Annotated in this window: 23 protein-coding genes; 22 read left to right on the forward strand and 1 reads right to left on the reverse strand. The window is 29.9% G+C overall.

What is annotated here, in order from left to right; translation table 11 throughout:
• Position 1: 1 nt before the first annotated feature.
• From ACMAZA_RS01875 to ACMAZA_RS01980, 22 genes are all read left to right on the forward strand, one after another.
• Entirely contained in the window at positions 2-1,564 is a 1,563-nt protein-coding gene (locus tag ACMAZA_RS01875) for a hypothetical protein (protein ID WP_435189526.1), read from the forward strand.
• Positions 1,565-2,674: a non-hydrolyzing UDP-N-acetylglucosamine 2-epimerase gene (wecB, locus tag ACMAZA_RS01880; protein ID WP_435189527.1), complete on the forward strand. Its 1,110-nt coding sequence runs from the start codon at positions 1,565-1,567 to the stop codon at positions 2,672-2,674.
• Entirely contained in the window at positions 2,664-3,701 is a 1,038-nt protein-coding gene (locus tag ACMAZA_RS01885) for a CDP-alcohol phosphatidyltransferase family protein (RefSeq protein ID WP_435189529.1), read from the forward strand. The genes wecB and ACMAZA_RS01885 overlap by 11 nt, the downstream gene beginning before the upstream one ends.
• Positions 3,702-4,436 carry a sugar phosphate nucleotidyltransferase gene (locus ACMAZA_RS01890; protein WP_435189531.1) on the forward strand — a complete coding sequence of 245 codons (735 nt, stop codon included), beginning with the start codon at positions 3,702-3,704 and terminating at the stop codon, positions 4,434-4,436. It abuts the gene before it with no gap.
• Between the two features lie 288 nt (positions 4,437-4,724).
• Complete coding sequence (locus ACMAZA_RS01895) at positions 4,725-6,104, forward strand: ATP-binding cassette domain-containing protein (RefSeq protein WP_435189533.1); 1,380 nt, start codon at positions 4,725-4,727, stop codon at positions 6,102-6,104.
• Positions 6,101-8,143, forward strand: coding sequence for a hypothetical protein (locus ACMAZA_RS01900; RefSeq protein WP_435189535.1), 2,043 nt, complete (start codon positions 6,101-6,103; stop codon positions 8,141-8,143). Before ACMAZA_RS01895 ends, ACMAZA_RS01900 begins: the two co-directional genes overlap by 4 nt.
• 27 nt (positions 8,144-8,170) lie before the next feature.
• Entirely contained in the window at positions 8,171-9,421 is a 1,251-nt protein-coding gene (locus ACMAZA_RS01905) for a DegT/DnrJ/EryC1/StrS family aminotransferase (protein ID WP_435189537.1), read from the forward strand.
• Positions 9,405-10,163 (forward strand): class I SAM-dependent methyltransferase, encoded by a 759-nt coding sequence (locus tag ACMAZA_RS01910; RefSeq protein ID WP_435189538.1) that lies wholly within the window; start codon positions 9,405-9,407, stop codon positions 10,161-10,163. The genes ACMAZA_RS01905 and ACMAZA_RS01910 overlap by 17 nt, the downstream gene beginning before the upstream one ends.
• A gap of 54 nt (positions 10,164-10,217) precedes the next feature.
• Positions 10,218-11,252 (forward strand): hypothetical protein, encoded by a 1,035-nt coding sequence (locus tag ACMAZA_RS01915; RefSeq protein ID WP_435189540.1) that lies wholly within the window; start codon positions 10,218-10,220, stop codon positions 11,250-11,252.
• Between the two features lie 28 nt (positions 11,253-11,280).
• A complete protein-coding gene (locus ACMAZA_RS01920; protein ID WP_435189542.1) occupies positions 11,281-12,327 on the forward strand; it encodes a Gfo/Idh/MocA family protein in 1,047 nt (348 codons plus the stop codon).
• 1 nt (position 12,328) lies between these two features.
• Entirely contained in the window at positions 12,329-12,907 is a 579-nt protein-coding gene (locus ACMAZA_RS01925) for an acyltransferase (RefSeq protein WP_435189544.1), read from the forward strand.
• A 3-nt stretch (positions 12,908-12,910) separates the two neighbouring features.
• Complete coding sequence (locus ACMAZA_RS01930) at positions 12,911-14,002, forward strand: DegT/DnrJ/EryC1/StrS family aminotransferase (protein ID WP_435189546.1); 1,092 nt, start codon at positions 12,911-12,913, stop codon at positions 14,000-14,002.
• On the forward strand, positions 14,002-15,153 hold the full coding sequence (locus tag ACMAZA_RS01935; protein WP_435189548.1) for a glycosyltransferase family 4 protein: 1,152 nt from the start codon (positions 14,002-14,004) through the stop codon (positions 15,151-15,153). The genes ACMAZA_RS01930 and ACMAZA_RS01935 overlap by 1 nt, the downstream gene beginning before the upstream one ends.
• On the forward strand, positions 15,140-16,033 hold the full coding sequence (locus ACMAZA_RS01940) for a polysaccharide deacetylase family protein (RefSeq protein ID WP_435189549.1): 894 nt from the start codon (positions 15,140-15,142) through the stop codon (positions 16,031-16,033). The genes ACMAZA_RS01935 and ACMAZA_RS01940 overlap by 14 nt, the downstream gene beginning before the upstream one ends.
• Positions 16,020-16,955 carry an NAD-dependent epimerase/dehydratase family protein gene (locus ACMAZA_RS01945; RefSeq protein ID WP_435189551.1) on the forward strand — a complete coding sequence of 312 codons (936 nt, stop codon included), beginning with the start codon at positions 16,020-16,022 and terminating at the stop codon, positions 16,953-16,955. Before ACMAZA_RS01940 ends, ACMAZA_RS01945 begins: the two co-directional genes overlap by 14 nt.
• Before the next feature lie 4 nt (positions 16,956-16,959).
• Entirely contained in the window at positions 16,960-18,201 is a 1,242-nt protein-coding gene (locus tag ACMAZA_RS01950; RefSeq protein ID WP_435189553.1) for a hypothetical protein, read from the forward strand.
• Between the two features lie 58 nt (positions 18,202-18,259).
• Positions 18,260-19,171, forward strand: coding sequence for an NAD-dependent epimerase/dehydratase family protein (locus ACMAZA_RS01955; RefSeq protein ID WP_435189555.1), 912 nt, complete (start codon positions 18,260-18,262; stop codon positions 19,169-19,171).
• 20 nt (positions 19,172-19,191) lie between these two features.
• Positions 19,192-20,292: a glycosyltransferase family 4 protein gene (locus ACMAZA_RS01960; protein WP_435189557.1), complete on the forward strand. Its 1,101-nt coding sequence runs from the start codon at positions 19,192-19,194 to the stop codon at positions 20,290-20,292.
• 2 nt (positions 20,293-20,294) lie between these two features.
• Positions 20,295-20,888, forward strand: a complete 594-nt coding sequence (locus ACMAZA_RS01965) for a sugar transferase (RefSeq protein ID WP_435189558.1) — start codon at positions 20,295-20,297, stop codon at positions 20,886-20,888.
• The gene (locus ACMAZA_RS01970) at positions 20,885-21,502 is read left to right on the forward strand and encodes an acetyltransferase (protein WP_435189560.1); all 618 of its coding nucleotides are present in this window, start codon (positions 20,885-20,887) and stop codon (positions 21,500-21,502) included. The genes ACMAZA_RS01965 and ACMAZA_RS01970 overlap by 4 nt, the downstream gene beginning before the upstream one ends.
• Entirely contained in the window at positions 21,502-22,689 is a 1,188-nt protein-coding gene (locus tag ACMAZA_RS01975; RefSeq protein ID WP_435189561.1) for a DegT/DnrJ/EryC1/StrS family aminotransferase, read from the forward strand. The genes ACMAZA_RS01970 and ACMAZA_RS01975 overlap by 1 nt, the downstream gene beginning before the upstream one ends.
• Positions 22,679-24,559, forward strand: coding sequence for a polysaccharide biosynthesis protein (locus tag ACMAZA_RS01980; RefSeq protein WP_435189563.1), 1,881 nt, complete (start codon positions 22,679-22,681; stop codon positions 24,557-24,559). Before ACMAZA_RS01975 ends, ACMAZA_RS01980 begins: the two co-directional genes overlap by 11 nt.
• On the opposite strand, the gene galU is transcribed toward ACMAZA_RS01980, so the two are convergent.
• Positions 24,545-25,378 carry a UTP--glucose-1-phosphate uridylyltransferase GalU gene (gene galU / locus ACMAZA_RS01985; RefSeq protein WP_435190450.1) on the reverse strand — a complete coding sequence of 278 codons (834 nt, stop codon included), beginning with the start codon at positions 25,376-25,378 and terminating at the stop codon, positions 24,545-24,547. The two genes, ACMAZA_RS01980 and galU, sit on opposite strands and share 15 nt — an antisense overlap.
• Positions 25,379-25,432: the final 54 nt, after the last annotated feature.

The raw sequence follows: 25,432 nt of genomic DNA on the forward strand, positions 1-25,432 counted from the left end.
AATGTTAGTTTCTTTAAATAATATACTGAATAATAAAAGCTTAAGTTATATATGGTTTATTTTCTTTTTATATTCAGTCCTTATCTCATTTGTAGTTCAGTTAATTATCCTCCCCTATTTTGTTCCATTTCTTCACAGCGGTAATGGGCAGTTAGTTGGAGGAGATTGGGCTAATTATCAAGCTAGAGCTGTGTTTGAATTTAATAAAATAAATGAGCTTGGCTGGGAAGCATGGCAGTTAAGACCAAGTGGCTGGGGAATGACTGGTTTGATATCCGCCATTTATTCTTTGTTTGGATCAACTAAGCCCTACCTACTAATACCCTTATATTCCTTGCTCCATTCGATTGGAGCACTATGCATTGTGATGTTAATTGAAAAATTAGGAGTAAGTAGGTTTATAGCCTTTGTCTCAGCCTTACCATATTTACTCTTTCCAACTTCATTATTGTGGCTTACACAGATACTTAAAGATGTCTTTACACTTAATGGTTCGCTCCTGATTCTTTATGGCTTAGTTATGATATTTGGATTAAAACGTGTAAATCTCTCACGCAAATTTTTAATTCACAGCACACTCTCACTAATGTGTATTTTTATTGGAATAATTGTAACGTGGCTTGTGAGGCCATATATGGTAAGTATCTTTTCTATTTTCATAATTTTTGTTTTTGCTTTTTTAAATTTATTTTTAGTTATTGAAATAATTAATGACAAAAAATTTCAATTGAAGATTATTGCTTTATTGACAATACAGATAATTGTCTTTAGTTTGGTTTATTTCCTTCCAAACTCTGCAGTTTTGGGAGTTCCAGCTTTGGGTAGCCAAAGCTCATTTATAGACTCAACCGATAATAGCTTATCTGAGCAAAACATTGTTTTTTCAGATAAAAATAATCAAGATATTGATATAGTAAGTAAAGAAAATCAAGATATTGATATAGTAAGTAAAGAAAATCAAGATATTGTTATAGCCAGACAAAAAATTAATCCAAATGGGCTAAATTCAAATAGTTTAGGTGTGGAAATAGAGCAAAATAAAACTAAAGCTATAAAGTCTTATCCTAAGTGGGAAAAAACCAAATTTTTACCAACTCAAATTGATTACTATCTTTCAAAGCTTTATTCAAATAGAGTTTATTTCAATAAAGTAAATGAGAATGCAAATACCTCAATATATGGTGAAAAACATTTGAATAGTTTAAGGAATATGATTTTGTTTATTCCTAAAGCTGCTCAAATATCTTTTTTTGCCCCATTCCCATCATCATGGTTTGCTGACCATCCTTCCAGTATGTCAAAAATCCTACATAAAATTTCTGGTTTTGAAATGGCATTAATTTACATTTCCCTTATTGGAACATTTTTTTCTATAGCCATTTGGAGACAAAAAATAGAATTGTGGATTATGATTTCTTTTTCATTATATTTTGGTATAGTTTACAGTCTTGCCTTGCCAAATATTGGGACACTTATAAGATACAGATATTCAGCAATTATGATCCTAGTTGCTCTAGGATTAGCAGCAGCCTTTCATCTATTTTTAACTAAGAAGAGAAAATAAATGCGTAAAACTTTTATTACTTTAGTAGTTGGAGCAAGGCCTAATTTTATGAAAATTGCTCCCATTATTAGAGCGCTTAATAAATATAAAAAACATTTTTCTTATAGATTGGTTCATACTGGCCAACATTTAGATAAAAAAATGAATAGTATTTTTTTTGACGAATTAGGCATTCCAAGCCCTGATTCATATTTAAAGGGCAGGGGTGGCAGCTCATTAGAAGAAATTTCTAGAATGATAGTTGAGTTTGAAAGAGACTGCTTGGATAATTTACCACAAATGGTCTTAGTTGTTGGGGACGTAAATTCAACTTTAGCCTGTTCATTAGTAGCAAAAAAACTTAACTTGAAGTTAATTCATGTAGAGGCAGGTCTTCGAAGTGGAGATAAAGAAATGCCTGAAGAAATTAATCGGATTATAATAGACTCTGTAACAGATCTATTTTTTGTAACTGAGCCTTCAGCTTTTAATAATTTAATAAATGAGGGGCATAATTCTAATAAAATTCATTTTGTTGGAAATGTAATGATTGATAATTTGTTTTATCAAAAAGAAAAATTAAATAATTATTCTGGAAATCAAATTAAATCTGCTCAAATTAAAGAAAAGTATAAAGAATATGCTGTAGTTACACTTCATAGGCCTTCGAATGTAGATCATGAAAAAACATTTAAAGGAATCGTAATGGCACTAAACAAAATTGCCTTAAAGTTACCCTTGATATTTCCTGTGCATCCAAGAACAAGGGTAAATATAAAAAAATATAATCTTAAATTTAATAACAATATTTTGCTCATAGAGCCACTTTCTTATATCAATTTCTTAAACCTTTGGAAAGATTCCAAATTAGTTTTAACTGATAGTGGCGGGCTTCAAGAAGAAACATCTGCTCTTGGTGTAAATTGCATTACTATTCGTGAAAATACTGAAAGACCAATTACATTAGAACAAGGAACAAACACTTTGTCTGGTGTAGATCCTAAAAGTATTATTAATATTTTTAATAAGACCTTTGTCAATAGAGAAATTAAAGCTAAAAAAATAAAATTTTGGGATGGTATGGCTGCTGAAAGGATAGCAAAGAGCTTAATAGTGTTTAATGATGAATAGTATACCAACAATTGAGTTATCTGGAACTAACTATGATTTTCTGAAACTTCTTGGAGTGCCTATTCTTGAAAGAAATGTTAAATTTTTATCTTTTTTTGGGTTTTATAAAGTAAATTTTAAATGTGAACCTAATAAGGTGTCGGTTCTAGAAGCTTTTATTAAAAAAAATTTTGTTCTAAAAAATGATAGTTTTTCTTTCTCAATTAATTCAAATGAGCAATCCGAAGTAAATATTTTTGCTAATCAAGTTTTTAATTACAATCAAATTACTATTGATCCACGAATTTCTATTCAAGAAAATATTAATAATTTAAACCTTGCATTAATTACTAATGATAAAGTATTTTTGGAAACATCTAAATTACTATTTAGCTTAATTGATAAAAAAAAAGCTGAGAAGATTTTTATTTTCACTAATCATTTAAATAGACCAGTTGGAAGGGCGCTTTCCCACCTGTTGTTGAGATTAGATATATCTCCAAACTTCATTTCATGTAGCGGACTTTTAATAGCAATAATTGCCTCATACTTTGTATCGATTGGTAATTATAGTTACTCAATTATAGGTGTTTTTTTATATCAACTCTCAGCATCATTAGATTGCGCAGATGGACCAGTAGCAAGATTAAAGTATCTTGAGTCTAGTTTTGGTGGCTGGCTAGATACTATTTTCGATAAGATCGTTAAGTTTATTTTGTATATTGCTATTGGGGCCGGCCTTTATAGTGCAACTAATGAACAAATTTATCTGTATTTATCGATTGCTTTATTATTTGGAAACTCAATGACACACATTTTAGATTTCACTCATAAAATGTATTTTAAATCTGAGCATAAAGAAGCTAAAAATATTAATGGTATTGTTATTAAAAATGTATTCAATTCAGATTTAAATATTTTAGGTTTTGCATGTTTTGCAATTGCTTTAAATTTTCAAGCTTTTTATTTAATTATCTTAACTATATATTTTAATTTTTTATGGGTAGTTAAAATATACAGAACATATCTTAATAAACTTTATAACTAAATGAAAGCAATCATCCTTGCCGCTGGTATCTCAGCTCGAATGGGAATCAAAACATATGGAGTTCCAAAGCCATTGTTAAAAATTAATGGCTTATCATTAATTGAACATAATGTTAGTAAATTATCAAAATTTTCTGAAATAAGTGAAATTATTGTTGTTGTTGGTTATAAAAAAGAATTAATTATTAACACATTAGGACATGAATATGATGGCCTAAAGATTACATATATATTTAACAGTCAATATAGAGAAACTAATAGTAGTTTTTCAATGTGGCTTGCAAAAGACTATGTAATGGGGGGCTTTATAGTAATGAATGGAGATACGCTAATTGATGAGCGATATTTGAATGAAATTATAAATGAAGACTCAGATTCCAGTGTGCTGATTGATCTTTTTTTTACAAAATTTACTTTTGAAGATCTAAAAGTTTCAATTGATGGTGACTTTAAAGTAAACGACATAGGTAAAGATATACTTTTAACCGACAAAACTTATGGTTCGCCAGCAATATATAAATTTCAAAATGAGTCTGTAAAATTGTTATTCGAGCTCATTGACGAAAATTTTATAAAGAAAAACTCATTAAAATCTCTTCTTTCTAAAGCCGTTCAAATCTTCTCTTCAAAATATAAAGTTATTGCAATAAGTATTGATGAAAGTATTTTTTGGATTGATATTGATACACCTAGTGATTATCAAGATGCTATAAACTATTATGAAAACAATATATAAAATTCCAAGTTATTAATTGTGATAAAGTTTAATTATCTAAATAAAATATTAGAAGTTGTATCACAAAGATATGCCTTTAATCTTTTGTTTATTTCAATAATTATAAGCTTGATGGAGTTTATATCCATTTTTTCAATATATCCAGTTTTTTACTATCTAGAAAATCAAGAATTAGTAAATAACGAGCTTTATAAGAATTTTATATTTGATATATCAAGTTTTTTACCTCTTTCAATGTTTCAAATAGTAGTAATAATTTCATGTATTTTTTTAATATTGACAAACTTAATGGTTTTTTTAAGAAACTTATCAAAATCTAAAATTAAGGAGAGCATTGTTAGTAGAAATAGAGAGTATGTTCTTTCATTAATTGCCAACACTTCAATCAATAATTTTAAAAAAATTGATGCCAATATTGTTCAATCTTACTTAAGTGTTGAGGGTGAGCGTGTTGCCCAGATAGTACTTAGCTTTACAAATTTGATCTCAGCACTTCTTGTAATACTTTTATTCTCTATTTATTTAATCTATCTTGATTATTTTCTACTAGTTTTTTTAGGATTAACTTCCACTTTTTTATACTTAATGCTTCAAAATTCATATAAAAAATCAAAAATTTATGGGAAGGCACTCTCTGATACTAATACAAGCTATATTAAGTACATTCAAAACATAATGACTGAAAAAGTTTTTTTTATGCTCTCAAAGATAGAGGCTGTAAATAAAGGACTAAGTGTAGATGTTGTAAAAAAATTACATCTATATCAGTTCGAAATCCAAAAAAGAATGGCTTATATTGAATTTGTCATAAAAACTTCTACAATGCTCTCAATTTTGTTTGTAGTTTACATTTTCTATATTCAAGAATTCGAGCTGTCACTGATATTATTTATTGGTGTAATGTTTGTTAGATTGATTCCTTTTATGAATCAATTTGGAAATGCGCTACAGAATCTTAAATCAAATATTCCATTGATTGATAAGCTTATGCAAATTGAATCAATTATGAAAAAGGTTAAATCAGTAAACCTTGAGGATTTTGAAATAAATGAATTAAAGGTTATTTCAAAGTTTTTGATAAGCTCATTTAGCGAGAAAAACTCTTATGAAGTAACAATGGTGCCAGGGAATATTTATGGATTATATGGGCCTTCTGGGATTGGTAAGACAACCTTGGCAGAGTCAATGTTGGGGCTAAATACTTTTAAAGATTCAAAAGTTTTACTGAATAATGAGTTAATAGTTTCATCTATTAAAAGTCAAACCATTCTTAAAAATAGTCTATACATGTCCCAACATATAATTCCTAATGAATTTACAATTGGAGAATTATTTAAAGATATTGATTCAAACAAAATTAATAACCTCTTTAGTAAATTACAGCTCGATAGTTCAAACCTCACTGAGTTGTATTTAAGAAAGCTTTCATCTTTTTCGGGTGGCGAACAACAAAGATTATCTTTCATTTATGCATTACTTAGTGAAAAGAAAATTATTATTTTTGATGAGCCTTCAAGTGCTATTAACGAAGATATATCCTTGATAATGCTAGATTTACTAAGAGATTATGTAAAAGAGTATAACGCTATAGTGGTTATAATTTCACATGATAGTGTCCTCAAAGCCAATATAGATTCATTTATATCAATTAGTGAAGAGTCGAAATGATCAAGAGTTTTTTTAATAATATTAGATTTTTAGTTCTAAAGTTTAAGATAAAAAAATCTTTGTCCTTATCAACTGAGTTACAAGTAAAAAGTCTTAAGGTAATTTCTTACAATGGACGATCCTGTTCTTTAAGCTTTAAAGACAAAAAAAGTAAAGATAAGTTTTTTTTAAAGTTTTTTTTGCGTTCCAATACAAGTAATATTCAAGTTTCTGATTTGGTTTCTAAAAAGTACCAATTAGTTAATCTCCTCTCTGAAGAAAATTTAATTACTTATAAGTGCTTTAAGTTTGATCATCTGAAAGATTCATATGTTCGAAATTTCCTACCTGGAGTGGTTTTCTCTGAATACATTGATACATTAAATTATAGTGACTTCGAATCTAAGATTTCTGAATTATTAGTTTATATTGACAAAGTGCTAAATTGTATGGAAAGAAATTCACTTCTATATTGTTTAGATTTGAGACTTGATAATTTCATAATATTAAACAGCGGCAGAATTAATATTATTGATTTGGATTTATCTCACACTAATGCGACAACTACAAATATATACAATGCAAATACTATGCATCAAACCGAATTTAAATCTCATACATATGCAAAGTTTTTTGAAAAAGTCTTACCAACTTTAGGCAAACCTTATCAAAATATATTTTATAACTTGTTTAAAAGAGAGATTTTTGATTTAAAAGACTTTAGAGGGGCATTGCTATCTAGGTTTTTTTATTCTGAAGCTAGTAATAGTTTTGATAATTTCATTCTAGATAATTATTTAAATTTTTCTGATGACTTAATATCTTTTTCTAATATAAGTGTTAAACAAAAACTCGAAGAAACTTTATCAGAATTAAATTTTGGTACTTATTTGGTTGCTAGAAGATATGATTGGCTTATTAATGATAGTAAGTTCAACAGTAAAGATATAGATATTTATTGTAGAGAAGAACACATTTTAGAAATAGTAACGGTCTTCAAGAGAAATGGATGGGATATCTATAATGGAAAAATTAAACAGTATTTTGATCATCATGAAATGCTTGTTAAAATTGATTTAAGGACTGATAGTGAAAAAAGATATAAACTTAAAATTAATGATCTTTTTAAACGATCAGAACAATTTAACAATATTCAAATAATTGGCGAGATTGACTATCATGAAATAATGATATCAAATTTATTATATTTTAAAAAGTACATAAAATCCAGCTACTTTAAAGAGTTTACTGAATTCTATCCTAATTCCGCACAAAGTTTTAAAGATAAATATCTGTTCTTATTGGAATATGATTTTTATGAATATGGGGATAAATTATTTTTGAGTATTTTCTTTAAGTACAGGCGAATTTTTGGGGATTTTTGGAATCATAAAAGTCTTATTCTTCTTGGTGCAGATGGTGCAGGAAAGTCAACATTCTCTTATCTCTTATATAAAAACATATCTTTGCTTTTCAAAACAAAAAGAAAGTATTATGGGGGTTTCTTTTATCCATCAGGTAGAACAAATTTATTTTTATTAAAAACTTCAATTTTTTTTAAAGGTGCTAAATTAATTAAAGATTTAATTAAGGCTAACTTCACTCCAAAAAAATCAATTAATCTTTCTCCAAGTATTGATGGATTTTCTGCATGGAGAAAATTATCTGTAATCAATAAACCTAGCATACAATTATTTTTTCTTTTCTTATTGCCAATTTTTATTTTAGACATATGGTTGCATAAAACTTTACATAGATTTTCCACAAATAGGCTATATATCTGTGATAGGTATTATGATGATATTCTTATAAATTTCACATCACCTCTTATAAGAAAATTAATTAGATTTATTCTTCCCAGGCCTAATTTATCTTTCTACTTTTATACAACTCCGGAACTACATTTTGATAGAAAAAAAAATGAAAATATTGAAATGATTGTTCATATGCAATCTTGTTATAGTGAAAATTATAAATATCATCTTAGGCTTCCAACTAATGCTAATAAATCCTTTATTGGAAAAAAGATTATTGCAATGTCAATTAATAATTTGAAATGAGACGTGTCATAATATGCAACTCTAATTATGAAGCATGATAGTTTTCAAATTCCCCAGCCATCTAAAATTAGAGTTGCTTCGATTACTCCTTTTTGGAGAATTAATGAATTTTTAGCAATAATCAAAAACTTCTTTATCAAAAATGGTACTAAATTACAACAAGAGATCTCAAAAGAATTAAAAGATATCCATAATATTCCTTTTGAATATTGTTATTTTTTTGATTCTGGAAGAAGTGCTATTTACTTCAGTTTAATTTCACTTGGCCTTAAAAAGGGGGATAAAGTAATTATTCCTTCATTTACATGCAGGGCTTTATTATTTGCACTATTTGAGGCTGGGGTTGAGCCTATTTTTGGTGATATTGATGAAGATTATAATTTGGATTTAAAGAGCCTAGTTTTTGAATGTGATTTGAAAGATGTTAAGGCCATAATTATTCCAAATATGTTTGGAAAGATGAATTGCGAGTATGAATTACTTAAAAAATTAAAAACTAAGGGGATTATAGTTATTGAAGATAATGCTACTTCATTTGGAACTTCATATGATAGTGAGATACTCTCTGATGCATTGATTTACAGTTTCAATTTAGGAAAGATGATTAATGGTTCTGGTGGAGGTCTTGTATATATGAGACATAATGTCAGTTTAGATGAATTTAATGAATTTAAGAGTCAAAAGAGATCAAAAGTAGTATTAAGATTTCTCAGAGAGTTAGTTAGTTTAAGGTTCAGAAAACAGACATCGGTGATTATTAGCTTCTTTAGAAGAAGAATAAACATGCAAAAATCTTTAGACGACTATTACTCTTTTAAGGATAAGGTATCCAATGAAACTCAAAAATATTTTAAGTGTAAAAAAATATCTTTCTTGAGCTTAATATTAATATGCTCCCAAATAAAAGATTATGAGAGAATAAGGCTTTCGTATAATAAATTATTTAATAAATATAATTCTAAACTTGGACTAAAAAGCAAGTTCAAAAAAAATGAGGTTCCTAATTATTTTTTGATTGAAATAAATAAAAAAATCGATAGGTACGAACTTGGGAGTTATTTATCAAATTATGGAATTGAGACCTATTGGAGCTATTATCCAATTCATAGAATTAAAATTTATGAAGATATTTTAAGAATTAACAAACTGGATACAACTAATAAAAAATGGAGTAATTTTTTATATTTACCTTTTAATCTATTTATTTCTGAAGAAAATATCGATTTTGTTTGTGAAAAATATAAAGAATATATAGAAAGTTATGAAGAATCAAAATAAAAAAATTTTTTCAGAATATCATAGTGGTAAAAATTTGACTCACGATGCTAGACATCCATATGAAAAAGACTTCATAGAAACCAAAGTTAAATTATTAAAGAAATATTTAAGCTGCAAACAGGGTCAGCAAATATTAGATTTATGTTGTGGAACAGGTGAATATTCCAAATACATAGATACCAAAAAAAACTCATATTATGGACTTGATTTTTCACAAAATATGCTTGATGAGTTTAAATTAAGTGAAATATATTTTGAAGGCATGAATCTTATTAAAGCAGATGTAAATAAAATCCCTATTACTAACAATAAGATTGATATTTGTTTTTGCTTTTCTTCTCTATACTATTTTGATGATATTGAGATTGTTCTCAAACAAGTCAACAGAGTTTTATTAACTAGTGGTGTCGCTATTTTAGAATTTGGAACTAAAAATAATATTAATGCCCATGTAAGTAATTATTGGGCTAAAAATGCGAATTGGGGATATCCATATTTTATTTCCTATAAAGAAATGTTGAATGCTGTAAATAAGTCAGGATTTAAGATTGTTGAAGAGAGAAATTTTCAATTATTTCCTGTATTGAGAGGCCCTTGGTGGAGTTTATTAATCGCAAATAGTTTTTTAAGATCGTTTTTGCGAATAAAGTATAAGGACTTATCTATTGATGAGTTAATTTCAAGCTCAAGATTTTGTCAAAAATATGCATTTAAGCACTTATTAGTTCTTGTTAAAAAATAAAATGCCAATTATTTTCTTTGATAAATTCTTTTCTACTTGAATAATTTTAATATTATGAGTAATATTTCATTTATTGAATATGATGGACTTAATAAAAAAAATTCATTGATTCTAGAGAAGTTTTTAAGTGAAAATGATTTTGAATTAAATACCCTATTAATTTCGCCAATATGGATAAGTAAATTAATAACTAAATATAATATCTCTTGTCAATTGATAATCTTTTATGAAAAAGATGAAGTAATTGCATTTCACATAAGACTTAATGAATTTAGAGGATATATTAGAGTAAGAAATTATCCATTTCTTATGCGAAGTCTTCTTACCCCCATTTTGAAATTATTTTTTTCTTATTCAATGTGGAGATATTCATTAATAACTAAACAAAATATTTCTTCTGAGAATTTGCAGTATATTAATAATTGCTTAGAAATAAGTATTAATAGAATTAGACATGTTAAGTTCTCTCCAATTTATGACACTCAAAATACAAATTTTGATAATAAAGAAATTTCTAAATGGGCTACATATATAGTTAATCTTCGATCTAAGACATACTTTGATATAAATACTCTATTTTCAAGAAGCCTTAAAAGATCTTTAAAAAAAATAAGAAATAACACCTCTATTACTTGTGAAAGACTAGATTTTTCTGATAAGAAAACAGTTAAAAATTTTGTAAATTGGGTTCAAATTATTCAAAAAAATACTGGAAAAAAAATTAAATATGATGCTGAAATATTAATTCAAGATCAAAAGGATTTTTCAGATAAAAAATTTATTTATGAAATTTTTTTGGTTAAGTTAAATCTGGATACAATTCTAGGTTCTATGGTTATTTACGGGGATAGGAATTATGTAAATGAGGCAGAGCTAAATATTTCTTTGGATGCAAAAAAAATGAATATTATTTGTCAAGATTTAATTCGAGATGAAGTGATTAAATTTTGTATTAAAAATGGCGTAAGTTTTTATGATTTGTCAGGATTTAATCCCAATAAAAATAGAAGTAAAAAAGAAGAGGGGATAAGATTTGGCAAGGCAAAATTTAATGCTAATGAGTTTCATTATTCGATTTTGAACCGGTAAAATTTTGGTTATATTTTCTTAAAAAATCATGATCAGTAGTTTAAACAAAAAAATCCGGATTGCAGTTTTAGGTTGTGGGCGAATATCTCAAAGTCATTTTGACTCTATTCAAAAGCATAAAGTAGATTTTGATTTGATTTCAGTCTGTGATAGTGATTATGAAGTTTTATCAAGGAGTGAAAAAAAATATGGTGTAAAAGGCTATCTAAAATTAATAGAAATGTTAGAAAACGAGTCTTTAGATCTTGTGGTAATTTGTACGCCAAGTGGCTTTCATGCAAGACAAGCTGAGTTGTGTGCTAAATATGGTGTTCATGTAATGACTGAAAAGCCAATGGCAACAAGCTGGAAAGATGGCGTGAAAATGGTTAAAACTTGTAATAGGTCTGGCGTACATCTATTTGTTGTTAAGCAAAATAGAAAAAATCCCACTCTTCAACTGCTAAAGCGAGCTGTAAAAGAAGAACGTTTTGGTAAGATTAATTTAGTTCACTTAAATGTTTTTTGGACCCGCCCGCAAAGTTATTATGATCAAGCTGATTGGAGGGGAACATGGGAATTAGATGGTGGCGCTTTTATGAATCAAGCAAGCCATTATGTGGATCTTTTAGAGTGGTTAATTGGCCCAGTTGAGAAGGTTCAAGCAATGATTAACACTTCACTTGATATTGAAGTGGAAGATACCGGTGTTATGAACTTAAAATGGAGAAATGGTGCGTTGGGTTCAATGAGTGTGACAATGTTGACTTACCCAAAAAATATAGAGGGAAGCATTACTATTCTTGGCGATAAGGGTTCTGCTAGAGTAGGCGGTGAAGCTGTAAATAAAATTGAATATTGGAAATTTAGTGACTCAAAGGATTATGATTTTGATATCACAAATAACAACTATAAAATAGATTCTGTTTATGGATTTGGACATATCAAATACTATGAGAATGTCATCAAAGTTCTTCGGGGTAATGCCAAGCCTGAAGTAGATGGTCGTGAAGGGCTTAAGTCATTAGAGATAATTATTGCTGCATACCTCTCTGCTAGAGATGGAATGATTATTTCATTACCTTTGGATTATTAATATGGATTTTCAAGCTCATCAAACAGCAATTATTGATAAGGGAGCTCAAATTGGGGCAGGCACCAAAGTTTGGCATTGGGTTCATATATCCGCTAATGCAATTATTGGTGAGAATGTTACCCTTGGGCAAAATGTTTTTGTTGGTAATAAAGTTAAAATTGATGACAACTGTAAAATTCAGAATAATGTTTCTATTTATGATGGGGTGTATCTTGAGGAGGCTGTATTTTGTGGACCAAGTGTGGTGTTTACAAATGTTTACAACCCTCGATCATTAATTAATAGAAAAGATGAATATCGGCCAACTAATGTAAAAAGAGGGGCAACTTTAGGGGCAAATTCTACAATTTTATGTGGTCTAACGATAGGTGAATTTTCATTTATAGGTGCAGGTTCCACTGTTCTTAAAGATGTGCCCGCTTTTGCATTAGTTGTTGGATCACCCGCAAAACAGATTGGATGGGTTGGAGAGTATGGAGAAAAATTAGATTTACCCTTGTCTGGAAATATGGAATTAGTTTGTAAAAATACAAACCAAAAATATAAATTAACTGGTGACACTCTTTATAGAGTTTTTTAGTTTATGGATATCGATTTTGCTAATCTTCAAAGGCAGTATCAGGAATATAAAGATGATATTAATTTTAGAATTCAGAAGGTATTAAATAACTCAAATTATATTTTAGGTTCTGAAGTTTATGATCTCGAAAAAGCTTTAGGAGATTTTACTGGAGCTAAGTATGCATTGTCTTGCTCTTCAGGGACTGATTCACTGTTACTTTCAATGCTTTCAATTGATTTAAAACCTGGGGATGAAGTCATTACTTCACCATTTACATTTATATCAACAGCTGAAGCAATTTCTAGACTTAATGCTAAACCAGTCTTTGTAGATATTGAAAAAGATACTTTTAATATAGATTCAAATAAAATTGAATCAGCAATAACATCAAAAACTAAAGCTATAATTCCTGTTAGTCTTTTTGGACAGCCTGCAGATTTAAATGTTATTGAATTAATAGCGAATAAATATAATCTAAAAGTAATTGTTGATGGTGCACAGAGTTTTGGTTCGACTTTAAATAAAATAACTGATAGTAATTTGGGAGATTTATCTATAACCAGTTTTTTTCCAGCTAAGCCATTAGGTTGTTATGGAGATGGTGGGGCTATTTTTACAAATAATGTTGATTACTTTGAAAAAATAAAAATGTTAAGAGTTCATGGTCAAAATCAGAAATATAGGCACAAATACATAGGAATTGGAGGGCGATTAGATACAATACAAGCGTCAATATTATTGGCAAAAATTCCTTTTTTTGATCAAGAGCTTGTTGAGCGTTCATATGTAGCTGAGATTTATTCCAAATCACTTTATAAATACTTTTCGATCCCAGTTATAAGTTCTGATAGAACCAGTTCTTGGGCACAGTACACTATAAGAACAGAAAATAGAGACCATATAAAACAAAAACTCAAAGAAAAGGGTATTCCAACTGCAATCTATTATCCTACTCCGCTCCATTTGCAGGAATGCTATAAGGATTTAAGATACAAAATCGGTGATTTTCCAGAAGCAGAGTTGGCTTCAAAAGAAGTATTAAGTCTTCCAATAAATGCTTTCATGCGCAATGAGATTGAATATATTGTTTCAAATCTCATAGATCTTGCTTAATGAAAATATTAATTTTTCCAAATGATCCCTTAATTGCTTATGTCAAGAAAGGTGAGCTCAAAGATCGATACTTTAATCCAAATAATATTTTTAACGAAGTTCATTTCATTACCTTCTGTGATGATGAGTGTTCAGTTAAGGAAATTCAAAGAACAATTGGTGAGGCAAAAGGCATTATTCATAACCTTCCATCAATTTCTATATTAGATATGTTTTTTCCTAAAAGGAGATTTTCAGAAATTAAAAAAATTGCTGAAAAAATAGATATTGATATTGTTAGATCATATAACCCAATTTACCAAGGTTTTTTCGCAGGATTTATTTCTAAAATTCTTAAAGTTCCATTTCTAATTTCAATACATACAAATTATGATTTCGATATAAGGGGGCAGTATAAAGCTAATAAAGATAAAAGATATTTGAAATACTTACTTAGTAAATATACTGTTGAGCCCAGAACCCTTAAAATGGCTTCGCATGTTATTGGAGCTTATAATTTTGCTGGCGATTATGCTAAAAATAGTGGAGTAGATTCGAGTAAATTATCAATCATTTATAATAGAGTTTACTTAGATAAATTTAAACCAAATCAAAACATAAAAAAATCTGAGAATATTCGTGTCATTTGTGTTGGAAATTTAATTGAAGGTAAGGGTCAAAGGGTTTTGTTAAGTGCAATGAAAAATTTACCTAAAAATATTTCAATGACTTTTATTGGTGATGGTGAAGATTATGATTTATTATTGAAAATGGCCTATGATTCTAAATTAAATGAAAGGGTATCATTTATTAAGTCAATTCCAAACGAGGAGCTTGCTGAAGTTTACAGACAGCATGATATTTTTGCACTTCCTATTAAGTTTGGCGGTGTATGTATTCCTGCGCTAGAAGCTACTGCAAGTGGCTTAGCATTAGTTATGCCAAAACTTGTTAGCGGCTCCCCTGAAATTGTAGGTAAATATGCAGAATTAGTAGAAAATAGTGTTGAGGGCTTTTCATTTGGAATTCAGAAACTTGCAGAGGATTTAATATATAGAAAAAATTTAATTTCAAAGGGGCTGAAAGTGATTAGAAAATATAGTGGAGATATTATGGAAAAAAAAGAGTCTGATCTCTATTTAAAATTAGTAAATAAAAATGAAAATAAATGATGCGCTTGCTAATCCATTTTATTCAGTAAGTTTTGTTTTAGGAAATACGGTTCCAGGTTTTTTTAGGAAGAGGTATATTAATCAATCTAAAAAATTTGGAATTAAGGGAAAATATTTTATTCTTTCTTTTGACTGTGATACTGAAAAAGATATTGAGGTTGTGGGAGAGGTTCATCAGCGCCTTAAAAGTTTAAATATAATGCCATCTTATGCGGTCCCAGGAGAACTGCTTAAGAAAGGCGCTTCTGAATATAGCAAGTTAAAAAATGATGGCGCAGAGTTTATTAATCATGGGTACCTTTCACATACATCGTATGTATCATCAAGTAAATCATACATCAGCACCTTATTTTATGACAAGTTGAGTAATGCTGAGGTTAAGAATGATATTGAAAAGGCACATAATAATTTTTTTGATATTTTTGGGGAAAGCCCGTTAGGTTTTAGGACGCCCCATTTTGGGACATACCAAAAATCAAGTCAGCTTCGTTTTTTATATGAAGTTTTAAAAAAACTAAATTATTCTTTTTCAAGCTCAACAACCCCAGTAACTGGAATGTGGAATGGTGCAATTCAAAGAATGCCTACAGGTATACTTGAACTCCCGGTTAGTGGTTGCTATGACTATCCTGCAAGAATACTTGACTCTTGGGGATTTAGATTCTCACCAACTCGTAAACTAAATGAGAATGACTATATTGAACAATTTAAAAAAATGATGATGTTTTTTAGAGATCCTAAAGTGAATGGTGTGTTTAATATTTATGCTGATCCTTCTCAAGTTTACGATTGGAATATATTTTTTGAGTGTGTGAGCATGACTAACGAATTAACAAATACTTCTTTTTCAGAGCTAGTGAAGAAATATGAGCATTGCTAAAGTTTTAATAACTGGCGGGGCTGGCTTTGTAGGAACCAATCTTGCCAATAACTTAATAAATGAAAATTATGAAGTTATTATTATTGATGACCTTTCATCAAGTTATAGGGGGTCAATTAATCCTAAGGCTATATTTGTCGAGGGAAGTGTAGTTGATGATGTTGCTCTCACTGAGTGCTTTTCCTATAATCCAGATTATGTAGTCCATTTGGCAGCATTATTTGCTAACCAAAATTCTGTTGATCATCCAGATAGTGATCTAATGGTTAATGGGATGGGTACTTTAAAAGTTTTAGATTTTAGTAAAAGAGCTTGTGTTAAAAAAGTTGTTTATGCATCTTCATCATGTGTTTATGGCAATAAAGATATAATGAAAGAGGGTGATATAGAATTTCACCCTGATACCCCATATGCCATAACAAAATTACTTGGTGAATATTATTCTAAATTTTGGTCAAGTCAATACGATCTTGATATCGCAATCGTTCGTTTATTTAATGTATATGGCCCAGGAGATTTCCCTGGTGAGTATAGAAGTGTAATACCTAACTTTATTAAGCTTGCAACAAATAATAAGCCTTTAACCATTACAGGAAGTGGGAACGAGACTAGAGATTTTTGCTTTATTGATGATACTGTTGATGGAATCTGTTTGATCTTATTCAACAAGACTGAATCAAGTGCTATATTTAATATTGCAACAGGAATCGGCTCATCAATTATTGAAGTAGCCAACTATATCAATTTATATTGTAATAATAAAGCAGGAATTCAATTTAATGAGAGAAGAGATTGGGATTGTGTTATTGATAGGAGAGCAGATATAACTAAATTAAAAAACAGCTTTGGTTTCAGACCCAAAACTAGAATTAAAGATGGTATAAAAATAACATGTGACTGGTTAGTTGATTTAAATAAATAGCTTTATGAGTACTGAGCCTCTAAACAAAAAAATATTATTGCTAACTTATGCTTTTCCTCCACTTCAATCTTCTGAGTCCTTTCTAAGTATTAAAGCCCTAGCAAAAATAGAAAATATAGATATAGATATTCTTACTATTGATGCTAGGAAAATTGGATATGATTTGGATAGTTCTCTTGATACTTATACGAATAAGTATTTTGGAGAGATTTATCGAGTAAGTCCCTCTAGATTTATCTCCACAAAACTATTTAAATTCCTACGATATGTTCCAAGTTTTCCAGATAGATTTAGATTTTTTAATAGCAGATTGTTAAAAAAAGCTAATGAGATAGGCATTGAGAATTATGATTCAATTTTATCTTGGTCCACATGGCATTCTATTCATCTAGTAGCAGCATCAATTAAAAAAAGACATCCATCAATTCGATGGGTGGCCCATTTAAGTGATCCTTGGGCTGATAATCCATTTCTTACAAGATTTTTTGGATACAAAGCTTCTCAATATTTTTTGGAAAAAAAAGCACTTTCTTCTGCAGATGCTATTAACTTTACAACTAATAGCATTAGGTTGTTAGTAATGAAAAAATATCCTAAATCATGGATCAATAAAACATTCGTAACACCTCATTCATTTGATAATTCACTATACCCACGAAACGTGAGTCCCAAAAAAAATAATGGCTCTTTTGTAATCAATTACTTAGGGAATTTTTACGGACCCAGAAATCCAAAAAACTTAGTAAAAGCATTAATACAGATTCATAATGAAGATAAAGATCTATTAAGTAATGTTGTATTTAGATTTGTTGGAAAATGGATAGGAAATGAAAATTGGTTGTCAACAATTACTGAACTGCCTGATGGTTTAATTCAAACAAGTCCTCCAATATCTTATAAGGATTCACTTAATGAGATGGCACAATCGGACTTACTACTTATTTTAGATGCTCCATTTGAATCTAGCGTTTTTTTCCCAAGTAAGCTTGTAGACTATATTGGTGCAAGGAAACCAATCTTTGCTATAACACCAAAAGGAAGCTGTTATGATATTTTGAAAGAGGTTGGAGGTATTTTGGCGTCCCCTCAAAGTGTTGATTCTATTAAAGATGGCATTATAGAAGCGATAACTAAATTAAAAAAAGGTGAGCTTATTTTTCCTTCAAAGAAAAAAAGTGAAAGATATTCAAACTCTTATGTGTCAGAGGAGTATGAATTGTTATTTAGAATAATTTTAAATAATTAATTTCTTTGATTAAGGTGATAATTTTTAATTAAGTTTCTTAAATAATTCTGATTAAATTATGATAATTGCGATTACCGGCGGAACTGGGTATATAGGAAAAAAGCTTGTAGAAAATCTGCTTAAAACGAATCATGAAATAAGATTATTGAGCCGTAAACCTATCATGAAAAATGACAGAATTAATTTTTTTTTGGGAGACTTGACTAATCCCGAACATGATTTGTCTAAATTTTTAAATGGTGTAGATATTCTTTATCATTGTGCTGGTGAACTGAAAAATGAGCATTTAATGCACGATCTCCATATTAATGGTACAAAAAAATTAATCAGAAATGCAAAAGGTAATATTTCTCTTTGGGTTCAATTAAGTAGTGTTGGTGCATATGGAAATCATCGATTTGGAACAATTTCAGAAAAATCTGAAGAAAAACCTTATGGGGTTTATGAAAATACTAAGACAATTTCCGATAGCCTGGTCATAAATAGTAATATTCCCTATGTGATTGTTCGCCCATCTAATGTTTTTAGTAAAGACATGCATAACCAGTCTTTAATTCAAATGATATCAATGATTAAAAAAGGTCTATTCTTTTTTATTGGTAAAAAGGGGTCAATAGTTAATTATATTCATGTAGACAAAGTTGTAGATGTACTAATCAATTGTAGTTTAAATAAAAATGCTGTTGGTGAAGTATTTATTGTTTCTGAGTCAACAAGTGTAGAAAAAATGATTTTTTCATTCATGGAGGCCCTTGATAGAGATAATTACCTTATGAGAATGCCAGAATCATTTGTCAGGCTGACAGCATTTTTGTTTAGCTTTTATCCTTACTTTCCTCTTAAAAAATCTAGGATTGATGCACTAACTTCAAGGCATACTTATAATTCCAATAAAATTAAAAATTTATTAAGTTTAGAATTTAAGACTTCAATTGAGGAGGATTTCAAATCTCTTATAAAAGAAAAATAGCAATTATTGCCACAACTCCAATGACAGTTAAGGTTTTTCTGTCTCATCAGATCAATGCTCTGTCTAAAATTTACGATGTATCAATAATTACTAATTTAAATGGAAAACCTATTTTTTTAGAAAATATTTCAGATCAAGTAAGAGTTATTAGTATCCCAATTAAACGGGAAATTAATATTTTCTCTGATTTTTATGTACTCTTTTTGCTTATCTATATACTACATAAAAATAAATTTTCTTTAATACATTCAGTTTCCCCAAAGGCAGGTCTGTTGGCTGCAATTTCTGCTTGGATTGTAAGAGTACCTAATCGGCTTCATACTTTTACTGGCCAAGTTTGGGTTCATAAGAAAGGAATAGCAAGGATATTATTAAAGTCATTAGATCAATTAATTATTAAACTTAATACTTTAATGTTAGTTGATAGTGAATCTCAAAAAAAATTCTTAATCAAGGAAAATTTGCTTAATGAAGAGAATGGATTAGTTCTGGGAAAAGGATCACTCAGCGGGGTGGATATAAAGCGCTTTAAGCCCTCAAAGTTTCAAAAAGATAAATTAAGAAATAATTTAAATATACCTAATGACGGCATAGTTTTTTTATTTTTGGGAAGGATAAAAGAAGATAAAGGAATCTTTGAGCTTGTTAAAGCTTTTTTAAATGTTTCAAGAGGTAATGACAATACATATTTACTGATTGTAGGCCCTGATGAAGATAGATTGCAAGAGAGCTTATATAATTTACTCGGCAATTCATCCAAATATTTAAGATTCATAGACTTTACATCATTACCGGAGCACTATATGATGGCCTCAGATATTTTTGTTATTCCAAGCTACAGAGAGGGTTTCGGGAGTGTGGTTATTGAAGCTGCATCTTGTGCTATACCCTCAATTGGTACTAACATTTATGGCTTAAGCGATGCTATTCAAGATGATATTACTGGAATTCTTGTTTCTTTAAAGTCAGAATCAGAATTAGAATCAGCTATGAAAAAATTAGTAGATAATGAAAAACTACGTCTGGAGATGGGGTTGCGTGCTCAAAAATATGTTTGTGATAACTTTTCGCAAGAGAAAATATCAAGTTTAATTCTGAAACTATATGAGCAGCTTATATGACCATGAAAAGAACTCTAGATATCTTCATTGTCTTACTCTCAATTCCAATAATTGCACCATTATTTATTTTTTTTGCATTTTTAATCAAAATTAATTTAGGATCTCCAGTTTTTTTTATCCAAAGAAGGCCCGGTATAAATGGAAATTTGTTTAATCTATATAAATTTAGATCTATGACTATAAGGGCAGATCTAAATTCTAATAATCTTGAAGACAGTATGAGATTGACTCGGTTTGGCAAGTTTTTGCGTTCTTCAAGCATAGATGAGTTACCGGAACTTTGGAATGTTCTAAATGGAACTATGAGTATAGTTGGACCACGCCCGCTACTGGAAGAGTATTTACCATTATATTCAGCAGAGCAATTTAAAAGGCATGAAGTTAAGCCAGGAATAACAGGCTGGGCACAAGTAAATGGAAGAAATGCGTTGAGTTGGGAGGAAAAGTTTAATTATGATATATGGTATGTTGAAAATCAATCTTTTTTCCTAGATATAAAAATTTTATTTTTGACTATAATTAAAGTTATAAATAGGGACGGAATTTCAGCTGATGGGGAGGCAACTATGTATAAGTTCACTGGAACAAAAAAATGAAAAGCATTGCAATTCTTGGTGCTAGCGGACATGGCAAGGTAGTTGCTGAGATTGCACATCTATGTGGATATGAGTCGATTATTTTTTTTGATGATAATAATAAAATTAAAAGACTTGAATCATGGAAAGTTATTGGAAATACAGATGATTTACTAGGTCGTGTATCAAGCTATGATGCATGTTTTGTAGCAATTGGTGATAATAAAATTAGGGTTAAAAAAACTGAATTACTTAAAATTAAAAATGCCAATATAGTCTCTTTAATTCATCCTGATTCTTATGTAAGTGAATATTCCTTATTAAAAAAAGGAACAGTTGTAATGGCTAATGCATCTATTAATCCATTCGCATCAATTGGAGAGTCTTGTATTATTAATACAAGTTCAACAATTGAGCATGATTGTTTGATTGGAAGTGGTGTCCATATATGTCCAAACACTGCAATAGCTGGAGGTGTAAGGGTTGGAAATAAAACATTAGTTGGTATTGGGTCATCCATTAGACAAAATATTGAAATAGGACATAACGTAATAATTGGTGCTGGATCAGTTGTAATTAATAACATCCCAGATAGTGTTTTGGCGTTTGGGGTCCCGGCGAAGATTGAAAGTTAATGTTAAATACTAATTTTTCTCCATGGCCGTCTTTTAGTCAAGAAGAAGTTGATGCTGTTTCTAGCGTGTTATTATCAAATAGAGTCAACTATTGGACAGGCTCTAAATGTAGAGAATTTGAAAATGAATTCGCAAAATGGTGTAATGTTGACTACTCTGTTGCACTTGCTAATGGAACTTTGGCTCTTGATAGTGCATTTAAAGCCTTAGAGATATCCAAGGGTGATGAAGTGATTGTTACTTCACGAACTTTTATTGCTTCTGTAAGCTCAATAGTTAATGCAGGTGCAACTCCAATTTTTGTAGATGTAGATCTTGATTCACAAAATATTGATCCACAATTAATAAAAAAAAATGTAACTTCTAAAACTAAAGCAATTGTTTGTGTTCATTTGGCTGGGTGGCCATGTGAAATGGATGAAATCAACCAAATTGCTTCAGATAATAATCTTTTTGTTATCGAAGATTGTTCTCAAGCACATGGAGCAAAGTACAAGGGAAATCCAGTTGGTTCAATTGGTGATATTGGATGTTGGAGTTTTTGCCAAGATAAAATTATATCAACTGGTGGTGAAGGCGGAATGGTAACTACAAATAATAAGAATTTATGGAAAAAAATGTGGTCATACAAGGATCATGGTAAAGATTTTGACTTAGCCCATAAAAGAGCTCCTTCTAATGTTTATCGATATATACATGATTCATTTGGAACCAATTGGAGAATGACCGAAATGCAAGCGGTAATTGGACTGTTACAACTTAATAAAATGGATTATTGGCATAAAAAAAGAAATGAAAATGCAAATCAAATCTGGCAAACAGCAAGAAAGTGTCGAGCGCTCAGAGTGCCAATTTTTGGTAAACACGTTCAGCATGCAGCTTATAAATGCTATCTATTTGTTGAAAATTCCTTAATTAAATCAACTTGGGATCGTGAAAGGATTATTAATGAAATTAAAGATTTAGGTGTTCCATGTTATTCTGGAACAGGTTCAGAGGTCTATCTCGAAAAATCTTTTGAAAATTCTCAATTTAGACCAAAGATAAGGCTGCCTAATGCAAAAAAATTAGGCGAAGATTCACTAATGTTTCTAGTACATCCTACTCTCTCTAGTTTTGAAATAAATAAAACTTGCGATGCAATTTCAAATGTTATGAGCAGAGCAGCAAAAGAAAATGATAAATAGATTTGTAAATCTATCACGATATAACAAGCAATTAGTCATGTTTTGTGTAGATTCTATCGTGCTTATTTTAGTATTGTTAGCGGCATTTTCAGTTAGATTGGGTTACTGGTACTTTCCAACTAATGAATTAACTTGGTTGATTTTTGGATCCCCAGTAATAGGTATTCCGATATTTGTTTATTTCGGGTTATACACAGCAATAATTAAGCATATAGGTTTTGATGCTCTATGGCGAGTTGCAAAAGCTGCTTCACTTTATGCCCTAATATGGGGAATTATTGGGTTAATGAGCCAAGTTAATGATCTTCCTCGCTCAGTAATTTTAATCAATTGGGTTCAATCTATTTTGGCTATTGCGGGTCTTAGAATTACTGCCAGGTGGATATTGTATGGTTCAAAACTAAATGCTGATAAGAACGAAGGTACAAAGGTGCTAATATATGGTGCTGGAGATGCAGGACTTCAATTGGTTTCAGCACTCATGAGATCGAAGCAATACACTCCGGTTGGCTTTATAGATGATTCAGAAGATTTGCAAGGAAAACAACTTTCTGGCCTGAATGTTTACTCATCAAAAAAAATTGAAAAATTATTATTTTCATCGAAAGTTGATGAGATTCTTATAGCGATGCCTTCAGTTTCAAGAAATAAAAGGAGGAGCATCCTTCAAAAATTAGAAAAATTACCAGTTACAGTTAGAATTTTGCCTGGAATGTCTGAACTTGCTCAAGGAAAAGTTAGTATTGATGATTTGAGAAAAGTTAATATTAAAGATTTATTAGGAAGAACGACAGTTAAACCCAATGAAGATTTATTAACTAAAAATATTGAAAATAAGTCCATAATGATTACTGGTGCTGGAGGCTCAATAGGATCTGAACTATGCCGACAGATTATTTTATTAAAACCTAAAACTATAATCCTATATGAAATTAATGAATTGGGTTTATATAATATTGAAAGGGAGCTTCTGAATGTCAGAGGTCCTGAACTTGAAATAATTCCAATTTTGGGCAGTATTAATAATAAAAAAAGACTTAATGATGTTTTAAGTCTATTTAATATAAATACAATATATCATGCTGCTGCATATAAACATGTTCCTATGGTGGAATATAATATTACTGAAGGAATCAATAACAATATCTTTGGAACGCTAGCTTGTGCCCAAGCTGCGATAGATAATTTTGTTGAAACATTTGTTCTAATCTCAACAGATAAAGCTGTTCGTCCAACCAATACAATGGGTGCATCAAAAAGGTGCGCGGAGCTAATATTACAGGCTTTTGCTGCAAAAGAAAGTAAAACTAAATTTAGTATGGTGCGATTTGGAAATGTTTTAGGGTCCAGTGGGTCTGTTATACCATTATTTGAGCAGCAAATTAAGACTGGAGGTCCTATTACTGTAACAGATAAAAACATAGTAAGATATTTTATGACTATTCCTGAGGCAGTTCAATTAGTTATTCAGGCTGGCGCAATGTCCCGGGGTGGCGATGTTTTTGTGTTAGATATGGGTAAGCCAGTTAGAATTTATGATCTAGCTAAAAAAATGATTCAGCTAAGTGGCTTACAAGTTCTTAATGGAGATAATCCTGATGGGGACATTGAGATAAAGATTACGGGCCTAAGACCTGGAGAAAAGCTATATGAAGAGCTATTAGTTGGCAATAATACATCTGGAACAGATAATAAATTAATCATGCGTGCAGAAGAAGAAATGATTCAATGGGTTCAACTAGAACCTATATTAGCAAATTTAAATGAAGAATTAATTAATGGTAACTTAAAAAGAATTCGTAAAATACTAATTCAACTAGTTCCAGAATATTCTCCAAAATCAAAAATTGTTGATTTACTTTATCAATGAGTGTTCTAGTTTTTTTGCAAAATGATTGGTAGCATCTATGAATCCATCAATACTCCCACAGTCAAATCTGTCGCCATTGAATTTTACTCCGATTACATTTCCCATTTTAGCCTGGATTAATAATGCGTCTGTAATTTGAATTTCACCATCTTTGTTTGGTGGAATTTTTTTAAGTATATCAAATATATCTGGCGTAAGTATGTAACGACCAATAATAGCCAAATTACTATTTGACTCGATAGGCTTTTCGACCATATCATGGATTCGAAAAGTATCAATAGAATTATCAACAAGATCCCCATTAACTATTCCATAATTGCTGATGCTTTCCTTTGGAATTTCTTGAATTGCAATTATAGAGCATTTGTATTTATTGTACTTAATTAGCATTTGCTCCAAAACAGATGGGCCCTTACAATCTACCAGATCATCTGCAAGAAGAACAGCAAAAGGCTCTTCCCCTATTAATGGCTCTCCAGTAAGAATTGCATGACCAAGCCCAAGCATTTTTTGCTGTCTAACATAAGTAAATGTTGACTTTTGAATTACATCTTTAATCTCATAAAGATAGTGTTCTTTGGCTGTCCCTTGAAGTTGAGATTCCAGTTCAAATGAATTATCAAAGTGATCTTCAATTGCTCTCTTTCCCCTTCCAGTAACAATTGCCATATTTGTTATTCCTGCTGATAATGCTTCTTCAACTCCATATTGTAAAAGAGGTTTTGTAAGAATAGGTAGCATTTCTTTTGGAACAGCCTTTGAAGCTGGCAAGAAACGAGTTCCATAGCCCGCTGCAGGAAAGAGACATTTTTTAATCAATTGATTATTTACCATTTACCATTTGATAATATTATAACTAAAGTAAATCTAGGT

It is taken from the genome of Pseudothioglobus sp. nBUS_23 (genome assembly GCF_051201565.1).
Taxonomy (GTDB): Bacteria; Pseudomonadota; Gammaproteobacteria; order PS1; family Pseudothioglobaceae; genus Pseudothioglobus.

What these genes read in the sequence shown, in the direction of transcription:
- ACMAZA_RS01875 (WP_435189526.1), top strand. Translation starts at nt 2, where the DNA reads ATGTTAGTTTCTTTAAATAATATACTGAATAATAAAAGCTTAAGTTAT.
- wecB (WP_435189527.1), top strand. Translation starts at nt 1,565, where the DNA reads ATGCGTAAAACTTTTATTACTTTAGTAGTTGGAGCAAGGCCTAATTTT.
- ACMAZA_RS01885 (WP_435189529.1), top strand. Translation starts at nt 2,664, where the DNA reads ATGATGAATAGTATACCAACAATTGAGTTATCTGGAACTAACTATGAT.
- ACMAZA_RS01890 (WP_435189531.1), top strand. Translation starts at nt 3,702, where the DNA reads ATGAAAGCAATCATCCTTGCCGCTGGTATCTCAGCTCGAATGGGAATC.
- ACMAZA_RS01895 (WP_435189533.1), top strand. Translation starts at nt 4,725, where the DNA reads ATGGTTTTTTTAAGAAACTTATCAAAATCTAAAATTAAGGAGAGCATT.
- ACMAZA_RS01900 (WP_435189535.1), top strand. Translation starts at nt 6,101, where the DNA reads ATGATCAAGAGTTTTTTTAATAATATTAGATTTTTAGTTCTAAAGTTT.
- ACMAZA_RS01905 (WP_435189537.1), top strand. Translation starts at nt 8,171, where the DNA reads ATGAAGCATGATAGTTTTCAAATTCCCCAGCCATCTAAAATTAGAGTT.
- ACMAZA_RS01910 (WP_435189538.1), top strand. Translation starts at nt 9,405, where the DNA reads ATGAAGAATCAAAATAAAAAAATTTTTTCAGAATATCATAGTGGTAAA.
- ACMAZA_RS01915 (WP_435189540.1), top strand. Translation starts at nt 10,218, where the DNA reads ATGAGTAATATTTCATTTATTGAATATGATGGACTTAATAAAAAAAAT.
- ACMAZA_RS01920 (WP_435189542.1), top strand. Translation starts at nt 11,281, where the DNA reads ATGATCAGTAGTTTAAACAAAAAAATCCGGATTGCAGTTTTAGGTTGT.
- ACMAZA_RS01925 (WP_435189544.1), top strand. Translation starts at nt 12,329, where the DNA reads ATGGATTTTCAAGCTCATCAAACAGCAATTATTGATAAGGGAGCTCAA.
- ACMAZA_RS01930 (WP_435189546.1), top strand. Translation starts at nt 12,911, where the DNA reads ATGGATATCGATTTTGCTAATCTTCAAAGGCAGTATCAGGAATATAAA.
- ACMAZA_RS01935 (WP_435189548.1), top strand. Translation starts at nt 14,002, where the DNA reads ATGAAAATATTAATTTTTCCAAATGATCCCTTAATTGCTTATGTCAAG.
- ACMAZA_RS01940 (WP_435189549.1), top strand. Translation starts at nt 15,140, where the DNA reads ATGAAAATAAATGATGCGCTTGCTAATCCATTTTATTCAGTAAGTTTT.
- ACMAZA_RS01945 (WP_435189551.1), top strand. Translation starts at nt 16,020, where the DNA reads ATGAGCATTGCTAAAGTTTTAATAACTGGCGGGGCTGGCTTTGTAGGA.
- ACMAZA_RS01950 (WP_435189553.1), top strand. Translation starts at nt 16,960, where the DNA reads ATGAGTACTGAGCCTCTAAACAAAAAAATATTATTGCTAACTTATGCT.
- ACMAZA_RS01955 (WP_435189555.1), top strand. Translation starts at nt 18,260, where the DNA reads ATGATAATTGCGATTACCGGCGGAACTGGGTATATAGGAAAAAAGCTT.
- ACMAZA_RS01960 (WP_435189557.1), top strand. Translation starts at nt 19,192, where the DNA reads ATGACAGTTAAGGTTTTTCTGTCTCATCAGATCAATGCTCTGTCTAAA.
- ACMAZA_RS01965 (WP_435189558.1), top strand. Translation starts at nt 20,295, where the DNA reads ATGAAAAGAACTCTAGATATCTTCATTGTCTTACTCTCAATTCCAATA.
- ACMAZA_RS01970 (WP_435189560.1), top strand. Translation starts at nt 20,885, where the DNA reads ATGAAAAGCATTGCAATTCTTGGTGCTAGCGGACATGGCAAGGTAGTT.
- ACMAZA_RS01975 (WP_435189561.1), top strand. Translation starts at nt 21,502, where the DNA reads ATGTTAAATACTAATTTTTCTCCATGGCCGTCTTTTAGTCAAGAAGAA.
- ACMAZA_RS01980 (WP_435189563.1), top strand. Translation starts at nt 22,679, where the DNA reads ATGATAAATAGATTTGTAAATCTATCACGATATAACAAGCAATTAGTC.